Raw genomic sequence first — 18,255 nt, 5'->3', positions numbered from 1 at the left:
TAAACCCTTAGTAGTTCAACTTTGGAGATTAATATGCAAATCAACAAGATCAAATTAGCACTAGGTTTGGTTGCAGGTCTATCAGCGGCTTTGCCAATGGTAGCATCAGCAGCAGCAGACCAAGAAGCAGCAATTAAAAACGCAAACAACTGGGCAGCGCCACGTGGCGACTACACAAACCAAGCACACAGTGCTTTGGCTCAAGTTAACAAAGGTAACGTTAAAAACCTTAAAGCAGCATGGACATTCGCTACTGGTGTAAACCGTGGTCACGAAGGTTCACCAGTTGTTGTTGGTAACATGATGTATGTACATACAGCATTCCCAAACAACGTATACGCTCTTGATTTAAACGATAATCAAAAAATCGTATGGTCATATTTCCCAAAACAAGATCCATCAGTACAAGCTGTACTATGTTGCGATAACGTTTCACGTGGTTTAGGCTACGGAGACGGCAAAATCTATCTACAACAAAATGATGGTAACTTGGTTGCTTTAGATGCTAAAACTGGCGCTAAAGTATGGTCTACATTAGTAAATGACCCAAAAGTCGGCGCTACAAATACTAATGCTCCACACGTGATCAAAGATAAAGTGCTTACAGGTTGTTCAGGTGCTGAGTTCGGTGTACGTTGCTTTATCGCTGCGTATAACTTAAAAGATGGTTCTTTAGCATGGAAAGCATACTCAACAGGTCCAGATTCTGAAGTGTTGATTGGTGCAGATTTCAATAAAGAAAACCCACAATACAGTGCATTGTCAGTTTACCAAGATGTAAACGGTGGTAACAAACAAGGCGGTTCATTCGCTGCATTGCCAAATGACCAAATCAAAATTGGTGAAAAAGATCTTGGTACACGTACATGGTTAAAACCACAAGCAGTTAAAGATGGTTGGCAACATGGTGGTGGCTCTGTATGGGGCTGGTGGCCGTATGATGCACGCACAAACTTGGTTTACTACGGAACAGGTAACCCATCAGTTTGGAATCCAGATGTACGTCCAGGCGATAACAAATGGTCTATGACTATATTCGCACGTGACTTAGACACTGGCGTTGCAAAATGGGGCATGCAAATGACTCCACACGATGAGTGGGATTATGATGGTATTAACGAAGTAATCTTGTTCGACAAAGGTGGTAAAACATACGCATGGCACCATGACCGTAACGGTTTTGCTTACACTTGGAATGCTGCAAACGGTTCATTGATTGCTGCTGAAAAAGTACACCCATTCGTAAACTGGGCTTCTAGTGTTGATTTGAAAACAGGCGTGCCTAAAAAACTAGCTTCTGCTTCAACTCACCAAGATTACAATGCTAAAGGCGTTTGCCCAGCTGCATTGGGTACTAAAGATCAACAACCAGCTGCTTACTCACCAAAAACTGGTTTAATTTACACTCCATTGAACCACGTATGTATGACATACGAGCCAGTTGAGTCTAAATATGTAGCTGGTCAACCATGGGTTGGTGCTACATTGACTATGTTTGCTGGTCCAGACGGTGTTATGGGTGGCTTCGGCGCTTATGATCCAATGACCAACAAAAAAGTTTGGTACAACAAAGAGAAATTCTCAGCTTGGGGTGGTGCTTTAACTACTGCTTCAAACTTGGTATTCTACGGAACTCTTGATCGTTGGTTCAAGGCTGTTGATGCACAATCAGGTAAAGAACTTTGGAAATTCCAAGTGGGTTCTGGCGTGATTGGTAATGCATTCACATACGGCCTAAAAGGTAAACAATACGTTGGTACACTATCAGGTATCGGTGGCTGGGCTGGCGTTGCGATGAACCTTGGTATGACTAACCCAACAGACGCTTTAGGCGCTGCGGGTGGTTATGCTGAATTGACAAAATACAACGCGGCTCCTGGCGGCGGTGCATTAACAGTATTCAGCCTATAATTTAGTCGTAAGATTAAATTGTAACTAAATACAAGTTAGTTCAAATGTAGTACTAAAAACACCCCGACTTGTCGGGGTGTTTTTTTATATTTAATACAAATAATATGAATCAATATCAATATATATAGTTAATATAAAACTGCTTATAAAGCAGCAAATTAGTTACAATATTGAGTTGTTTAAAATGCTATTACTGTAAGGTCTAAAAGATAAGAACTTTTTTATCAGCCAAGCACTCTATGCAATAAGGCGGTTGTTAATAACTGCATATTTGAAAATTAAGGAATAAATAATGTTGAAGCATGTTAAGAAGCAATTGGGCTTGACGTTACTGTTAGCCATTACAGCAAACATCAGTTATGCAGCAGATCCTGATATCCCAACACTTAGTCCTGACGAAGGTCGTATCGGAGAAATTAGGCGTGTTGTAGATGAGTCTGAATTTAAAGTATGTGCGGATCCAGAAAATATGCCATATTCAGATGTCAAAAAACAGGGATTTGAAGACAAAATTGCTGAAGTGTTAGCCAATGATTTAGGTAAAAAGCTAACTTATACATATGCTTATAGTCGCCAAGGTTTCTTCAGGAATACCTTAGGTGCTAACCGTTGCGATGTGGTTATTGGTACTACTTCAGACAGTGACATGATGAGAACATCTAAGCCTTACTATCGTTCAGGCCATGTGTTTGTTTGGCGTAAAGATAGTAATTTCAATATTACCGACTGGACATCACCTGATTTACATAAAGGATTCATTGGTGTAGTCGATCACAGCCCAGCAACTATTCCAATGGATGCAAATGGATTAATTGCTAATGCTCGTCCATACCGTATACAGCGCGATTTAAACTTGCCAGCTAGCTTTATGATTGATGATTTAGCAAAGGGAGATATTGATATTGCCATTGCTTGGGGTCCTATAGGTGGCTATTATGCTAAGCAATCAAAAGTACCAATGGTGGTTGCACCGATTCCTGAGTATGAAACACAAAATGCTAAAGGTAAAGAGTACTGGAATATTTCAGTTGGAGTGCGTAAAAAAGATAAAGATCGCATGGAAATGATTCAAGGTGCTTTAGATCGCAACCAAGATAAAATCATGAAAATTTTAGATGATTATGGTATTCCACATGTGCCAGTAGTTGAAGGCGATAGCTTGATGAATTCATATAAAAAATATGGTGCCAATCCTAAAAAGGTAGAAGGCAATTAACTAGTATTAGAAGTAAGCTAACAAACTGCTTGGTTGAGAAATTAACCAAGCATTTTTATGTGCTAGAAATACAAGTGTAACAATGTCCTTATGGGCACTAGTAGTGATTTTTATTCAATCTGGGAGATAGCATGTTAGGTTTTAAATCAATTAAAGCTGCTTTATTAATTTCAATGCTTGGTTTTGTCGTTTTAGCAGCTGCGACACAGGCTAGTGCAGCTTGTAATTTAGTTTCAACAAAAGATAACACTCCACTTGCAGTTAAGGCTGTAGATACTGACTCGCCAGAAGCAAAATCATTTTTAGAAACTTGTATTAACCCATACACAAAAGCTTATGCAGCAAACCCAGACTTAATTAAAGCTGGTGGCAAAAAACTGTTTGGATATAACGGCTGCTCTGGCTGCCACGGTGGCAAATTAGAAGGTGTCATGGCGCCGGCATTAAATAAGCAAGGTGGGCAGGGCGCATATGACACAAAATGGGTATATGCAAAAAATTCTACTGATAAAGGTATTTTTGAGACAATCGCTGGCGGTACTCCAGGAATTTCAGGCGGTTTGATGCCTGTGTGGCATGTACATCAACCAGATCATGTTGGTGACGGCTTATCTACAGATGAAATATTAAAAATTATTGCTTACATCCGCACAGAGTACAAAGGTGATGGCGACAAAGACTGGTTGAAATAACTTTTAAACAGCTTATGTAATCAGTCATAGCGTTGACTAAGCTGTAATTAATTCAGCGGCTATTGTATAATCCGCAACAGCCGTTTTTATGCGACTAAGCAATGGCAACAATAGTTACTAACGTAGTATTTGAAATTGAAGTGTCAACCAATTAAATAATAAGTACGTTAGATGAAAACACGTTCAGTAATGCGTTTGCAAAATGATCGTAGCAAAATTCATTACAATAAGGAGATGATATGTTAGGTTTTAAATCAGTTAAAGCTGCGTTATTAATTTCAATGCTTGGTTTTGTAGGTTTAACTGCAACAACACAAGCAAGCGCTGCTTGTAGTTTAGTTTCAACGAAAGACAGTAGTCCATTAACAGTTAAAGCAACAGATACGGATACACCTGAAGCTAAGGAATTTTTAGCCACTTGCGTGAATCCATATACTAAGAAATTCGCAGCAGATGCTGAAGCAGCTAAAGCGGGTAGAAAAGTGATGACATTTAACGGATGTACTGGTTGTCATGGTGGTAATCTAGGTGGCCTGATGGCACCTTCATTAGTTAAAAATGGCGGTACAGGGGCATTTGATACCAAATGGGTTTATGCTAAAGACTCAACTGACAAAGGTATGTTTGAAACTATCTCTGCTGGTACACCAGGTGTTTCAGGTGGTTTAATGCCTGTTTGGCATGCTCAGCAAGCAGAACATGTTGGCGATGGTTTAACTACAGATGAAATATTGAAAGCAGTTGCTTATATTCGTACTGTTTACAAAGGCGATGGCGATAAAGATTGGATGAAATAAGTCAATATAATTAATGATTTAGTCATCTATTAGCTATAAAAACGTAGTGCTGTAATAACTTGAACGGCTGCTGTATAATTACAGCAGCCGTTTTTTTACGTGCCAGCCTTAGCAGCTAAAGGGTTGGTAATGCTGTGGCGACGTGTGGAAGTTTATAAAATTTAGAGTCATTTTTCAGTATTCTAATTTGAAGCTTATGTTTAATTCAGGGAGATTTGAAATGGGTAAAAGTACGTTGAGCTTAGCATTGTTAGTGATGTTGGCAGTATTGGGTGGTTGTGGTGATAAAACTGCGAGCACCGGCGCAGCTGGAGAGTCAACTGCATCTGCAGGCTCGTCAGAAACTTGTAGTTTAGTCTCAACAAAAGATAACAGCCCATTGGCTATTAAAGCGGTTGCAACAGATACGCCAGAGGCTAAAGAGTTTTTGGCAACTTGCATGAACCCATATACTAAAAAATATGCCGCAGATGCAGAAGCCGCAAAAGCAGGGAGAAAAGTAATGACGTTAAATGGCTGTACTGGATGTCATGGCGGTAATTTAGGCGGACTTATGGCACCATCGCTAGTTAAAAATGGCGGTACAGGTGCTTTTGATACTAAATGGGTTTATGCAAAAAATGCGACTGATAAAGGTATGTTTGAGACGATCTCGAATGGCACACCTGGCACATCAGGCGGTGTTATGTCTATTTGGCATAATCAATTGCCAGGTCATGTGGGTGATGGCTTGACAACAGATGATATTTTAAAAGCTATTGGTTATATTCGCACAGTGTATCAAGGTGATGGCGAGAAAACATGGTTGAAATAAGTTTTAGCTGAGTAGCGTTAGTCAAAAGTCTAACAGCTACTGTAACTACGAAGACGGCTATTGTATAATGCAATAGCTGTTTTTATTTGTAATGTTGCTTAACAACTTTAGTGAATTGTATTTACTTAATCCCAGTAAAGGCTCCTTTGAAAAACACTGAAAATAATAAATTACACCAGGTAGTAATCGTAGGTGGTGGTGCGGGTGGTTTAGAATTGGCAACAAAACTTGGCGATTCTCTTGGCCGCAAAGGTAAGGCCATGATTACGCTTATCGATAAGACAAAAACCCATGTTTGGAAGCCGTTATTGCATGAAATTGCAGCTGGCAGTATGGATCCTGATAAGCACGAGTTAAATTATCTTGCACAGGCGCATTGGCATCATTTCAAATTCCGCTTAGGTAGCATGGATAATCTCGATCGAGCTAAGCGTGAAATATCTATTTCTCCTTATTTTGACGAAGATGGTGAGGAAGTTATCCCTCGTCGTACCGTGCAGTATGATACTTTGATTATTGCGGTTGGCAGTACCACGAATGATTTCGGCGTTAAAGGTGCCAGCGAGTATTCAATAGCCTTAGACACCCAAGACCAAGCGGAAAAATTCCATAGACGCTTACACAATGCTCTTGTGCGTGCGCAGACACAGCAAGCACCAGTACATGCAGGCCAATTAGAAGTGGTTATTGTAGGGGCGGGGGCGACAGGTGTTGAGTTGTCAGCCGAGTTGCATAATACGACGCGTGAGCTGGCGGCCTATGGACTAGATAAAATTAATCCAGATCGCGATATTCAGATTTCATTGATTGAGGCTAATTCGCGCGTACTACCTGCGCTTCCACCTAAGCTATCTAACTCAGTGGAGCTAGAGCTTAGCAAGCTACGTGTGCATTTGTACACAGGCGAACGCGTTACAGAGGTGACGGATAAAGGTGTACATACACATAGTGGTCGCTTTATTCCGTCAGTATTAGTCGTCTGGGCTGCAGGTATTAAGGCGCCAGACTTTTTACATGAGATAGATGGTTTAGAGACTAACCGCATCAATCAGCTTGTGGTGAATCGAACATTGCAAACGACTTTAGACGAGAATATTTTCGCATTTGGTGATTGTGCTGCTTGCCCATGGATTGGTCATGCGGGTGAGAGCGTTCCCCCGCGTGCGCAGGCGGCACATCAGCAAGCATCTATGTTGATTAAATCAGTGAAGTGCCGTGTAGCTGGTAAAACTGAACTGCCAGAGTTTACCTATCGAGATTACGGTTCTTTAGTCAATCTAGGTAGTTACACTACAGTTGGCAATTTGATGGGATCACTCTCTGGCAGTAGTTTGTTTATTGAGGGCTTATTTGCTAGGTTGATGTATCAGTCACTCTATAAAATGCATTTGATGGCTTTACATGGCTTCTGGAGCACCGCATTGCAAACGCTAGCGCGCACTATTACCAGACGAGCTGAGTCACAAGTGAAGCTTCACTAAGTACGACTCACTAAATCTTTAATCAATAAAAAAGGTCGCGATAGCGACCTTTTTTATTGATTAAAGATTTTTTCGAAATGATTACGCTAGCATTTCGTTTTAGTATGTTTTAAATATAGTTTGTAAATAATGGCCATACTAATGCTCACAAATGCACCAAATATGATGATAATTATATCTATAGATAAATTTTCATGTACCATCAAAGTGTAAATGCCTAGCAGTACAAGAATGCCGATATTTTCGTTGAAGTTTTGCACTGCAATGGAATGTCCTGCGCCAAGTAGAGTATGCCCCCTATGCTGCAGCAATGAGTTAAGGGGCACTAAGAAATAACCCGCCAGAACACCAATACAAAATAACACAACGGCGGCGACCTCGGGTGAGTCAACCAGTATCATGCTCATGACTAAAATACCCATGAGTATGCCTGCCGGTAAAACTTTGACTGCATTCTCTAACTTAACAAACATGGATGCGCCCACTGACCCGATGGCAATACCAACAGCGAGTATAGCGATTAGTTTTGTTGCAGATTGTTCATCTAAGCCCAGTTTTAGACCCGCCCAGCGCAGCACTACAAATTGCAGTGTAGCACCTGCACCCCAAAATAAAGTAGTCACAGCGAGTGATACTTGGCCTTGTGGGTCACGCCATAGGGTTGTAAAGGCATGCCAAAAGTCTTTTAGAAGGGAAACCAGGTCACGTTTTGGCATTTTATGATCGATAGGTACCTTCGGAATGTAATAGTTGAAACCTGCTGCCAGTAAGTAAATTAAGGTGATGATGGCGATACCGAAATATGGATCGTGAGCTGAAATGCTGGAGCCGAATACTGGCCCTAAGATAATGGCGGTAACTGTGGTGCCTTCCATCCAAGCGTTTGCTTTGATGAGCTGAAAGTGAGGCAACATTTCTGTCAATATGCCGTATTTGGCAGGGGAGTAAGCTGCAGCACCAATGCCTACAATGGCGTATACATACAAAGGGGGCAAGCCGAATAAAGCCAGCGAGCAACCTAAGAACTTTATGCCATTACTTAAAAACATAACCTTGCCCTTAGGCAGGGCATCAGCAAATGGGCCTACAAATGGTGCTAATACTATATACGCAATTACAAAGAATTCGCGCAATAAAGGTTCGTGCCACTCAGGCGCATTGAGCTTCGAAAGTAATGCGATAGAGGCGAACAGTAAGGCGTTATCTGCAACGGCAGATAAGAATTGAGCAATTAATAGGGTATAAAAACCTTTGGTCATTTCATTTCTAAATCAATACTGACTTTTCCGACTCCACCATGCTGTGCTTCACATTGAGGTGCTACAGCACAATTATGGAGGAGTCTTTGAGTCATTATTGATTTATCAATAGAACTATAAAACTTCGGATGCAAAATCGGCTAGACGAGAGCGCTCACCACGTTGCAGCGTAATATGGCCGTTGTGGCTCCAGCCCTTAAATCTATCGACCACATAGGTCAGACCTGAACTGCCTTCTGTTAAGTATGGCGTATCGATTTGTGCGATGTTGCCTAGGCAAACCACTTTAGTGCCAGGGCCTGCACGCGTAATGAGCGTTTTCATTTGTTTAGGCGTTAAGTTTTGCGCTTCATCGATGATTAAGAATTTATTCAAAAATGTACGTCCACGCATGAAATTCAGTGATTTCACCTTGATACGGCTGCGAATTAAATCTTGCGTGGCTGCACGTCCCCATTCTCCTGCATCCTCATCACTTTTATTGAGTACTTCTAAATTATCATCTAGCGCTCCCATCCAAGGGCCCATTTTCTCTTCTTCAGTCCCTGGTAGAAAGCCAATATCTTCGCCTACCGAAACCGTGACACGCGTCATAATGATTTCAGAGTAGATCTTTTTATCAAGTACCTGTGTGAGTGCGGATGCCAATGTGAGCAATGTTTTACCCGTACCCGCTTGACCTAATAAGCTGACAAAATCCACCTCTGGATCCATCAGTAAATTAAGCGCGAAGTTTTGCTCGCGGTTGCGTGCATTAATGCCCCAAACATTGTGCTTAGGCTGCATATGGTCTTTAACGACTTCTAATACTGAGCTGTTGCCATCTACGCTACGCACCAAAGCATGGAATGGTTTTTCATATTCGTAATAGACAAATTCATTCACTAGAAACGTTTTGCATAAAGGTCCGCTAATGCGGTAGAACATGCGACCAGCTTCTTGCCATGACTCCATTTCTTTACTGTGATTTTCCCAAAAGTCAGCAGGTAGCTCCTTCATGCCACTGTACAAAAGGTCGCTATCTTCAAGCACCTTGTCATTAAAGTAATCTTCCGCAGGCATCCCCATTGCACGAGCTTTAATACGGATGTTGATGTCTTTACTGACAAGAATAACTTGGCGGTCTGGCTGACTTTTTTGCAGCTCAAGCACGACTGCTAAAATTTGATTATCTGCTTTTAGCCCTGCAAGCCCCGGTAGCTCAGTAGTGACTTGCAGCGTTTGTACGAATAAACGCCCTGTTAGATGTCGGTTGCCATTCACGTTAAGTGGGCAGCCAAGTTCAAGATTGGTTAAGTCGGTGCCTACAATTTCCTCTAAATTACGGCTTGCCTGACGGGCGTTACGCGCAACTTCAGTGAGCCCTTTTTTATTGTTATCAAGTTCTTCCAACGTTACCATGGGCAGAAAAATGTCATGCTCTTCAAAGCGAAACAAGCTAGAAGGATCATGTATCAATACGTTGGTATCAAGTACAAAAAGCTTGGTAGCATTTAGCGATTTTTTTGCCATTACATTCTTTCTAATTGTGAGTGATAAAGAAATTTATAATATTTAAACAAGTAAGTTGATACTAAATAGTTTTAATGAAGTTAAGAACTTCTGCAGCATGGCCATCCACCTTAACGCCGCGCCATTCTTTAATAAGCGTACCATTTTTATCGATAACAAAAGTGCTGCGCTCAACACCACGTACTTGCTTACCGTACATATTTTTCATTTTCATGACGCCAAATAGCGAGCAAGCAAGCTCTTCGGTATCTGCCAGCAACTCGAAGGGAAAGCTAAATTTTGCTTTAAAGTTCTCATGCGACTTTAAGCTATCTCTAGAAACGCCAAAAATCTCAGTATTCAGATTCTGAAAATCGGCATAAGCCTCTCTAAATTGAATGCCTTGTGTAGTGCAGCCTGGGGTGGAATCTTTGGGGTAAAAGTAGATGATAAGATTTTTACCGAGAAATTGGGATAACTGAAAAGTCACACCGCTAGTAGCGGGTAACTGAAAATCTGGAACTGCTTTGTCGAGTATTAGTGTATCGGTCATATTGTCTACCTCCATTGTTGATAAAAAGCCTGAAATAGGCAATAGGATATGCGAAGAATTATCGATATTTAGCCGTAAATTGATAATTAAATATTGATGGCTTTAGGTTTTAATTAATGACTTTTAAATAAGGGCTTTAATTGACAGATAAGTTCAAAGTTTTAGGCAGTAGAATCGTGATAGCCGTACCGCCTTCATGACGCGCCTCAAATTTTAATTCGCCAGCCAACACATCACATACTTTAAATGCGAATGGGATGCCGATACCCGTACCAAATCTCTTGGTGGTTGGTGCGCTCATGGCGCTAGGATCTGGCGTAAATGGCATGCCGCAGCCTTGATCTAGCAGTGATAGCGTATATTTTGTCGGCGCTACTTTTAGCGTAATTTCTATAGTGCTGTTTTTACTTGAAGCATCAATCGCATTTAATAATAAGTTGTAAATCACTTGTTCTAGCAAATGCTGGTCTGTGTATATTGCAGTAGCTTTAGGCCAATTTGGCAGAATGAACTCAATTGACCTTTCTCTTATCTTTTGTTGCAGCGGCGCTAGCGCACCACTCACGATTTCTTGCAGACTAGTATTTTCTGGCTGAGGTTTTAGTGGCAATAAATAAGCCAGCAGTGCGCCCGTCCAGCGTTCTAGCCTATCTACAGTGTCGATAATGCCGCGTAATGATAAGCGCGTTTCTGTGTCATATTCTGGATCATCCATTACTTGAGCGGTGGCACGTATGCTCGCTAACGGGTTGCGAATGTTATGTGCCAGCATAGGCACCAATAAACCTTGCGCTGCTTGTTTTTCGGTGCGTACCAGCGCTTCTTGGCTAGAGGCCAGTTTCTCCGCCATTTCATTAATGGCTTGTGATACCGAAGCCAGTTCGGCAACACCTTCTTCGGGTGCTTTGTAAGTAAGATTGCCTGCGCTAATCTCTGCCGTGGCTTTCAATACATCTCTGATAGGTTTAACAATGGCACGTTTCAAGAATATTCTAGAAAAAATCAACAGTAATACAGCCAATATGAGTGGAATAATCAGTAAGATAGTTGCGGTGCGCTTGGTTTCAACGAGCTGTTTGTTAAGTTGAGCTTGCTTTTGATTCAATAACTTTTCGGTGTGCGCAAGAATGTCTTCAAAGCGCTTAAATAGTCCTGTTTCTATGTCAGTATTTAGCGCGTGTTTGGTTTTGTCGTTACTTAGACTTTGGTATTGTTCAAATAAAGCGGGTGTTTCTACTACAAATTTTTTGTAACTAGCATGCAGTTCATTAATGGCAGATTTTTCTGCTTCACCTACAGTAATGGTTTGTAATTGATCAAAATGCTTTTCAATCGAGATGGTAAAGTCACTATATTCTTTGCGTGCTGTAGCATCATCCAAAAAGTAGGCGTCAAATAATTCTTTCATTTGGCGATATAAATCACCACGGGTTTGCTGCACCTCGACTACTAATAAGCTGATTCGGCTTGCCTCTTGGCTAGACTTTTCCCACAAATGAATACCAATGGCGCCAGCAGTGGCCGCCAAGATAATGAGTAAGATAAATGCCAACTCATGAATCAGCAGTAGGTCTTTTAGAGATTTGTTTTTTCTTAGCATGCTGGCAAGTTAATTGTGATGAGTCTTGAAAAGCTACTGATCTTCAAGCTTAAATGGAATAGGTACTTTGATACTAAAGTTACTGCCTCGTAAGGCTTCTGGTGGCGCTGGAAATGGCGCCGCTTTTTCAACCATTTCTAGGGCTTGTTTGTCTAAGCTCTCAAAGCCACTTGATTGAATAATTTTTTTTGATTTAAGTTTACCGTTGCCATCAAGTAGTAACTCGACAACGGCCTCACCTTGCCAGCCGCGCATTTGTGCAATGCGAGGGTACTGTTTGTGTTTGCCAATCGCGCCCCAGAGGGTATTGCCATATCTGCCGCGAGCATCATCTATATCCTCTTGGTTTGGCGCAGCAGTTTTAGGATCAGGCATCACTACTGGCGCAGGTGGCATTGGTGATGGCGCTGCATCGACCTTAGGTGCAACTGCAATAACTTCTGTTTGATGGGTCACAACTGCGGGAGGCGGAGCAATAGGTGTAGGTTCGTTTTTCACCACTGTTGTTGGTAGAGGTTTGGTGACGGGTTTAAGCTCAGGCTTGGGTTCTATTTTTGGTTTAATCAGTTCAGGTTCGGCTTTGACAGGTTCTGGTATAGCCGCAGGCGGTGGCTCAGGTTTTTTGCTTAATTCAACGGTTAATAAAACTGGTTTTTTAATAGCCTCAAACTTAACATTGGGAATAATAAACGCGAGCAAAATATGCAGCAAGATTGAGCAGATAACCGCCCATATAAGCGTGTTGCTGTTAGCATTGATTGCACCAGATTGACGGTTATTGGAATGATTGACGGCGATGTTCAGAGGCACAAATATTCCAAATAGGTGAGTAAAAAATTTCTAAAGAAATCGGTAGTGAATTTCAAATCAACTGAAAATTATACAACAAGCTAGTCATGAATTTGAAAAGCTATCTTAAACCAAGCCATCTAGCACTTGCACTTGCACTAAAGCACCTGCATCTAAGTTGCCAACAGTTTCACTGAGAACAATAAAACAATTAGCCAATGACATCGAGCTTAAAATCGCCGAGCCTTGTGCGCCCGTCGGTTTGACTTTCCATGTGCCATCATTATCTGCAAATAATATGCCGCGTTGAAACTCCGTGCGGCCTGTTTGTTTTTTGATATTTTCGGTACATACAACATTAAACGTGGGTAATGGTGCTGGATTGGGCTGTCCCATTAATACCAGCATGGCTTCACGTACAAACTGATAAAAAGTCACCATCACTGCCACTGGGTTGCCAGGTAAGCCGAAATAATGTGCATGCTTATCTTGGTTTCCTTGGATTTTGCCATAAGCTAAAGGGCGGCCTGGCTTCATGGCGACTTTCCAAAACATCACTTGACCATGTTTAGCTAGTAACTGCTTCATATAATCAGCTTCGCCAACCGAAACGCCGCCGCTGGTAATGACTGCATCAGCTAGTTTTGCAGCATTAAGTAAGGTCTTTTCAAGCAACTCAGGGTTATCAGCAATTGCGCCCATATCTATGATTTCTACGCCAAGACGTTTTAGCATGCCGTAAAGTGTGTAGCGGTTGCTATCGTATACTTGACCTTCTTGCAAAGGTTTGCCGATACTGGCTAATTCATCGCCTGTAGAGAAGAAAGCCACTTTGAGTTGACGATACACATTTACTTCGCCAATACCAAGTGAAGCGATTAAGCCTAAATCAGCCGCACGCATCATATGGCCTATAGGCAATACCGCCTTACCCAATTGCAAATCCTCACCTGTGTAACGTACGTTTGCTTTAGGTTTTGGCGCTTCTGTAAAGCGAATCAAGTCGCCTTCAACGTTTACCCGCTCTTGCATAATGACCGTATCTGCGCCCTTGGGCATCATGCCACCCGTCATAATGCGTACGCATTCTCCAGATTGAATGCCGCCGACAAAGGCTTTACCTGCAAATGCTGACCCTATTACTTTTAACTCGGTAGACTTGCTTATATCTGCAGCATTGAACGCGTAGCCATCCATCGCCGAGTTATCGTAATTGGGCACGTTAGCTGGCGACAATATATCTGCCGCCAATACGCGACCTAAACTCTCGCGAATCGGTAAAACTTCAGTTTCAATAACAGGGCTTAAAAACTGCTTGATGAATTGTCGTGCTTTAGTGACAGGCATGGAGTTTGGATCGTAGTCGTCCATGCAACTAGGGTTGGTTGCTAGTTCAGAAAGAATGGTTTTATTGGTCATATTTTGAGATGCTTATATTTTGAGGTTTCTTGGAAAAATCAATCTATTCCTACGTCATTCTGACTGCAACGAAGAATCCAAGCAATGTGTCTTAACCACTGGATTCTTCGCTTCACTCAGAATGACGGGTAAAGGTTTAAGTATTATTAAGTGCAGCTTCCAATACTGCTAAATCTTCAAACGTATTTAAGTTTGTAAAAGCTTCGTTGCGATCACTAAAATCTACTTCAATATATTGCAGACTTTTTTGCCAAGTGCTCACGCGGCGCTCACCTTGCTGTAAATAAGCGGTGAGGGATGGCAACACAGTTTCTTTGCACAGACAAAATACTGGGTGGGTGCTGCCGTCACTACTCGCTACGGCAATCTCTGCTTTGTTTTCAACTAGTGCAGCCATCAGACGTTGGGCTAAATCAACTGGCAATAATGGAGAATCGCAAGGTACTGTGAGTACATAATCATGTTGGGCGTGTTGCAAGCCCAAGCTAAATCCAGCTAGCGGCCCTAAAAAGTCTTCCACTTCATCTTGTAACACGGGGTAGCCCAAAGCTTGATACTGGGCCAGCTCCCGATTGGCATTGATGAGTATTTCATCAACTTGTCGCGTTAAGCGTTCAATGACGTGCTGAATGAGTGATTTGCTTTGTAAAAGCACCAAGCCTTTATCCACACCGTTCATACGAGTGGCACGGCCGCCTGATAGGATGATTGCTGAGATTGACATGATTTAAGTCGGAATCTGGTTTTGCATGAAATAAGCCGTAAGCGCAATGATTGCCCAAATGGCAAAAGTGATAGTTAAGTTCTTTTGTTCTTCCATGATGGAATAAAAGACATGCCCAATGAATTCAGATACACCTTTTGAACCAAAAATTAATCCATAAACAGCAGGAATGATGACAAACAACAAGAAAAGTTTTTGTCCTGTATATCCTAAAACTATTGATTCAATATTGCCAAAAGATACTCTAAAAAGATAACTTCTTTGACTGAAAACTCCTAGCATGATGACAACTGCAAGATTGAAAATAATGGGGGAAATAATGGCTGGAAAGATTCTATCTAACATAATGATATTTTTCTAATCATCCACCTGTATGTGACATAAACCGAATCACCGCAGGTTCTGCGCGGCGTAAATCAAAGTCATGTCCTTTAGGTTTAATTGCCATGCTGGCCAAAATTGCGTCAATGGCTGCTTGGTCATCATTTGGATTTGCACGCAACAGAGGCATTAAATCGACTTTATCTTCCTGCCCTAAGCATAAGTAAAGCTCGCCTTTGCAGGTGATGCGTACGCGGTTGCAGCTTTCGCAAAAGTTATGGCTGTGCGGTGAAATGAAACCAATTTTGGTTTTTGTATTCGCGACTCGCCAATACCGAGCAGGGCCACCAGTTGTTTCGGTACTGGTGATGAGCGGGTACTCACTTTGGAGTATTTTAAGAGTATCTTCATTGCTGCAAAATGTTGATTCTCTTGTGTGGTCTACTTCGCCTAAAGGCATTTCTTCAATGAATGAAATATCGATCGCTTCGTCGATAGCGAATTTAACTAATGATAAAGCTTCGTCATCATTCACGCCGCGCATGAGCACGGTATTTAATTTGATATTTTCAAAGCCAGCTTGTTTGGCGGCTTGTATGCCGCGCAACACTTTATCCAACTCACCTGTGCGCGTAATTTTCTTAAATCGCTCAGCGTTGAGACTGTCAACACTAATGTTAATGCGCTTCACCCCTGCGTTTTTTAAATCTTGGGCTTGCTTCTCTAGCTGGCTTCCGTTGGTAGTGAGTACTAACTCATTAAGGCCTTCAAGCTTGCCGACTTCCTCAAAAAGCCACAATGCATTTTTGCGGACTAGCGGCTCACCGCCAGTAATGCGCACTTTGCTTACGCCTAATCCGACAAATATTTTGACGAGCCGCGCGCATTCTTCAAGACTTAATACTTCATCGCGCGGTAAAAATGTCATGTCTTCTGACATGCAATACACGCAGCGAAAATCGCAGCGATCTGTAATAGATAGACGGATATAATCTACTGTACGACCAAATTGGTCTATCAGTTTTTGCTGCGGTTTTTGAGTAAGTATTTTTGAAGAATTAAGCACTTTTTTGGCCATTGCTTGTCGAATTGGTAACGATTTAACAAGTGTATTATACTAATGCGTACATGCATATAATGTTAGATGTTTTGGAGAGAATAAGTTGCAAGATTTAGAAACAAAACAAGATTTAGATGTCAGATTAGGGGCTTTGATTAGTGAGCATCAGCATATGCCCGGTGCGCTAATGCCATTGCTGCACGCCATTCAGGATAACATTGGATATGTGCCAGAATCTGCTTATTCTCAGATTGGTAAGGCTCTGAGTTTATCCGTGGCTGAGGTGCATGGTGTGGTGACTTTTTATCATCATTTCCGTACGCACAAACCAGGTCGCCATGTGATGCAGATTTGCCGGGCTGAGTCATGCCAATCTATGGGCTCCGAAGCATTGGAGGCGCATGCTAAAAAGTGCTTGAATGTGGATTATCATCAAACGACTTCTGATGATGCGATTACGCTGGAAGCCGTTTACTGTTTGGGCAATTGCGCACTTTCGCCAGCTGTGATGATGGATGAAGAAGTTTATGGACGTGTTTCTGCTGAAGATTTGGATGCATTGATTGCAGAGGCAAGGGCTTAATGATGACAACTAAAGTATATGTTCCTCGCGACTCTAGCGCGCTTTCAATGGGCGCTGAAAAAGTAGCTAGTGCGATTGCTCTGGAAGCAAAAAAACGCGGTTTAGAAATAACAATTATCCGTAATGGCTCTCGTGGTCTTTACTGGCTTGAAACAATGGTTGAAGTAGCAACAGACCAAGGTCGTGTTGCTTATGGTCCCGTTAAAGCTAAAGATGTCCCTTCGCTTTTTGACGCAGATTTTCTGAATGCTAAAAATCACCCTTTGAGTTTAGGTTTAACCGAAAAAATTGAATGGTTGAAAAAACAACAGCGCTTAACGTTTGCGCGTGTTGGTATTACGGACCCAGTTTCTTTAGATGATTATATTGCCCACGATGGCTATAAAGGCCTCAAAAAAGCACTGACATTATCAGGTGCTGAGATTGTTAAAGCGGTCACAGACTCAGGTCTGCGTGGTCGTGGTGGCGCTGCTTTCCCAACTGGTATTAAATGGAATACCGTATTGGGCTGTCAGGCTGACCAAAAATACATTGTATGTAATGCGGATGAAGGTGACTCTGGTACGTTCTCAGACCGCATGATTATGGAAGATGACCCGTTTGTGCTGATTGAAGGCATGACGATTGCAGGGGTTGCAGTAGGTGCGACACAAGGTTATATTTACTTGCGTAGTGAGTACCCACATGCGCTTAAAGTTTTGAACGAAGCTATTGCTAAAGCAGAGGCGGCAGGCTATTTGGGCGATAAAATTTTTGGCTCAACACATACCTTTAATTTAGAGGTTCGTCGCGCAGCTGGTGCTTATGTATGCGGTGAAGAAACCTCACTACTCGAAAGCTTAGAAGGTAAGCGAGGTCTAGTAAGATTTAAACCACCACTACCAGCGATTGAGGGCTTATTCGGCAAACCTACTGTTGTGAATAATGTAATTTCACTCGCAACGGTGCCAATTATTTTGGATAAAGGCGCACAATATTATGCGGATTACGGCATGGGTCGCTCACGCGGCACTTTGCCTATTCAGTTGGCAGGTAATTTAAAACATGGTGGACTAGTCGAACTTGCGTTTGGTGTTACCTTGCGTGAGCTGCTTTACGATTACGGTGGTGGTTCAGCGACAGGCAAGCCGATTCGCGCAGTGCAAGTGGGCGGGCCATTAGGCGCGTTCTTGCCAGAAAGCCAATTCGATACGCCTTTAGATTATGAAGCGTTTAGCAATATTTGGGCGGTTGTTGGCCACGGCGGTATTGTCGCGTTTGATGATACGGTTGATATGGCGAAAATGGCACGTTATGCATTTGAATTCTGCGCGATAGAGTCATGCGGAAAATGTACGCCGTGTCGTATAGGTTCAACCCGTGGCGTTGAAGTAATTGATAAAATCATTGCAGGCAAAGATACTGCGAAAAACATTAAGTTGGTGCGCGATTTAAGCGACACTATGTTGAATGGTTCGCTGTGCGCATTGGGTGGCATGACGCCATATCCAGTGTTAAGCGCGATGAATCATTTCCCTGAAGATTTCGGAATAGCTAAGTAGGTCA

At 42.1% G+C, this 18,255-nt stretch carries 17 protein-coding genes; 8 read left to right on the top strand and 9 right to left on the bottom strand.

Annotated elements, in window-relative coordinates; translation table 11 throughout:
• Positions 1 to 33 precede the first annotated feature (33 nt).
• From PSU72_RS07745 to PSU72_RS07720, 6 genes are all read left to right on the top strand, one after another.
• On the top strand, positions 34 to 1,911 hold the full coding sequence (locus PSU72_RS07745; protein WP_300431751.1) for a methanol/ethanol family PQQ-dependent dehydrogenase: 1,878 nt from the start codon (positions 34 to 36) through the stop codon (positions 1,909 to 1,911).
• A 292-nt stretch (positions 1,912 to 2,203) separates the two neighbouring features.
• A complete protein-coding gene (locus PSU72_RS07740; RefSeq protein ID WP_300431750.1) occupies positions 2,204 to 3,127 on the top strand; it encodes a quinoprotein dehydrogenase-associated putative ABC transporter substrate-binding protein in 924 nt (307 codons plus the stop codon).
• 131 nt (positions 3,128 to 3,258) lie between these two features.
• The gene (locus PSU72_RS07735; RefSeq protein ID WP_300431749.1) at positions 3,259 to 3,819 is read left to right on the top strand and encodes a c-type cytochrome; all 561 of its coding nucleotides are present in this window, start codon (positions 3,259 to 3,261) and stop codon (positions 3,817 to 3,819) included.
• A gap of 239 nt (positions 3,820 to 4,058) precedes the next feature.
• Positions 4,059 to 4,616, top strand: a complete 558-nt coding sequence (locus tag PSU72_RS07730; protein WP_300431748.1) for a c-type cytochrome — start codon at positions 4,059 to 4,061, stop codon at positions 4,614 to 4,616.
• Positions 4,617 to 4,836: 220 nt separating this feature from the next.
• Positions 4,837 to 5,430 (top strand): c-type cytochrome, encoded by a 594-nt coding sequence (locus PSU72_RS07725; protein WP_300431747.1) that lies wholly within the window; start codon positions 4,837 to 4,839, stop codon positions 5,428 to 5,430.
• Positions 5,431 to 5,576: 146 nt separating this feature from the next.
• A complete protein-coding gene (locus tag PSU72_RS07720) occupies positions 5,577 to 6,911 on the top strand; it encodes an NAD(P)/FAD-dependent oxidoreductase (protein WP_300431746.1) in 1,335 nt (444 codons plus the stop codon).
• Positions 6,912 to 6,997: 86 nt separating this feature from the next.
• Here the strand turns inward: PSU72_RS07720 and lplT are convergent, their stop codons facing one another.
• The 9 genes from lplT to moaA form a co-directional block, all read right to left on the bottom strand.
• Positions 6,998 to 8,170: a lysophospholipid transporter LplT gene (gene lplT, locus PSU72_RS07715; RefSeq protein ID WP_300431745.1), complete on the bottom strand. Its 1,173-nt coding sequence runs from the start codon at positions 8,168 to 8,170 to the stop codon at positions 6,998 to 7,000.
• Positions 8,171 to 8,284: 114 nt separating this feature from the next.
• Positions 8,285 to 9,682 carry a PhoH family protein gene (locus tag PSU72_RS07710; protein ID WP_300431744.1) on the bottom strand — a complete coding sequence of 466 codons (1,398 nt, stop codon included), beginning with the start codon at positions 9,680 to 9,682 and terminating at the stop codon, positions 8,285 to 8,287.
• A 61-nt stretch (positions 9,683 to 9,743) separates the two neighbouring features.
• Complete coding sequence (locus PSU72_RS07705) at positions 9,744 to 10,199, bottom strand: peroxiredoxin (protein WP_300431766.1); 456 nt, start codon at positions 10,197 to 10,199, stop codon at positions 9,744 to 9,746.
• 151 nt (positions 10,200 to 10,350) lie between these two features.
• The gene (locus PSU72_RS07700; RefSeq protein ID WP_300431743.1) at positions 10,351 to 11,814 is read right to left on the bottom strand and encodes a sensor histidine kinase; all 1,464 of its coding nucleotides are present in this window, start codon (positions 11,812 to 11,814) and stop codon (positions 10,351 to 10,353) included.
• A gap of 33 nt (positions 11,815 to 11,847) precedes the next feature.
• Complete coding sequence (locus PSU72_RS07695; protein WP_300431742.1) at positions 11,848 to 12,624, bottom strand: energy transducer TonB; 777 nt, start codon at positions 12,622 to 12,624, stop codon at positions 11,848 to 11,850.
• A gap of 105 nt (positions 12,625 to 12,729) precedes the next feature.
• The gene (glp, locus tag PSU72_RS07690) at positions 12,730 to 14,022 is read right to left on the bottom strand and encodes a gephyrin-like molybdotransferase Glp (protein WP_300431741.1); all 1,293 of its coding nucleotides are present in this window, start codon (positions 14,020 to 14,022) and stop codon (positions 12,730 to 12,732) included.
• Between the two features lie 136 nt (positions 14,023 to 14,158).
• On the bottom strand, positions 14,159 to 14,746 hold the full coding sequence (mobA, locus tag PSU72_RS07685) for a molybdenum cofactor guanylyltransferase MobA (protein ID WP_300431740.1): 588 nt from the start codon (positions 14,744 to 14,746) through the stop codon (positions 14,159 to 14,161).
• A 3-nt stretch (positions 14,747 to 14,749) separates the two neighbouring features.
• Positions 14,750 to 15,091: a hypothetical protein gene (locus PSU72_RS07680; RefSeq protein WP_300431739.1), complete on the bottom strand. Its 342-nt coding sequence runs from the start codon at positions 15,089 to 15,091 to the stop codon at positions 14,750 to 14,752.
• Positions 15,092 to 15,107: 16 nt separating this feature from the next.
• Complete coding sequence (gene moaA / locus PSU72_RS07675; RefSeq protein WP_300431738.1) at positions 15,108 to 16,133, bottom strand: GTP 3',8-cyclase MoaA; 1,026 nt, start codon at positions 16,131 to 16,133, stop codon at positions 15,108 to 15,110.
• A gap of 97 nt (positions 16,134 to 16,230) precedes the next feature.
• Here moaA and PSU72_RS07670 point away from each other — a divergent pair, with 97 nt between their 5' ends.
• Positions 16,231 to 16,710, top strand: coding sequence for a formate dehydrogenase subunit gamma (locus tag PSU72_RS07670; protein ID WP_300431737.1), 480 nt, complete (start codon positions 16,231 to 16,233; stop codon positions 16,708 to 16,710).
• Between the two features lie 2 nt (positions 16,711 to 16,712).
• Positions 16,713 to 18,251 (top strand): NADH-quinone oxidoreductase subunit NuoF, encoded by a 1,539-nt coding sequence (locus tag PSU72_RS07665; protein WP_300431765.1) that lies wholly within the window; start codon positions 16,713 to 16,715, stop codon positions 18,249 to 18,251.
• The last annotated feature ends 4 nt before the right edge of the window (positions 18,252 to 18,255 follow it).

The sequence above is a fragment of the Methylotenera sp. genome, from assembly GCF_029945535.1.
In the GTDB taxonomy this organism is placed as follows: Bacteria; Pseudomonadota; Gammaproteobacteria; order Burkholderiales; family Methylophilaceae; genus Methylotenera.
Note: the sequence above shows the minus strand (reverse complement) of the source record. Positions and strands in the feature narration are given on the sequence as shown.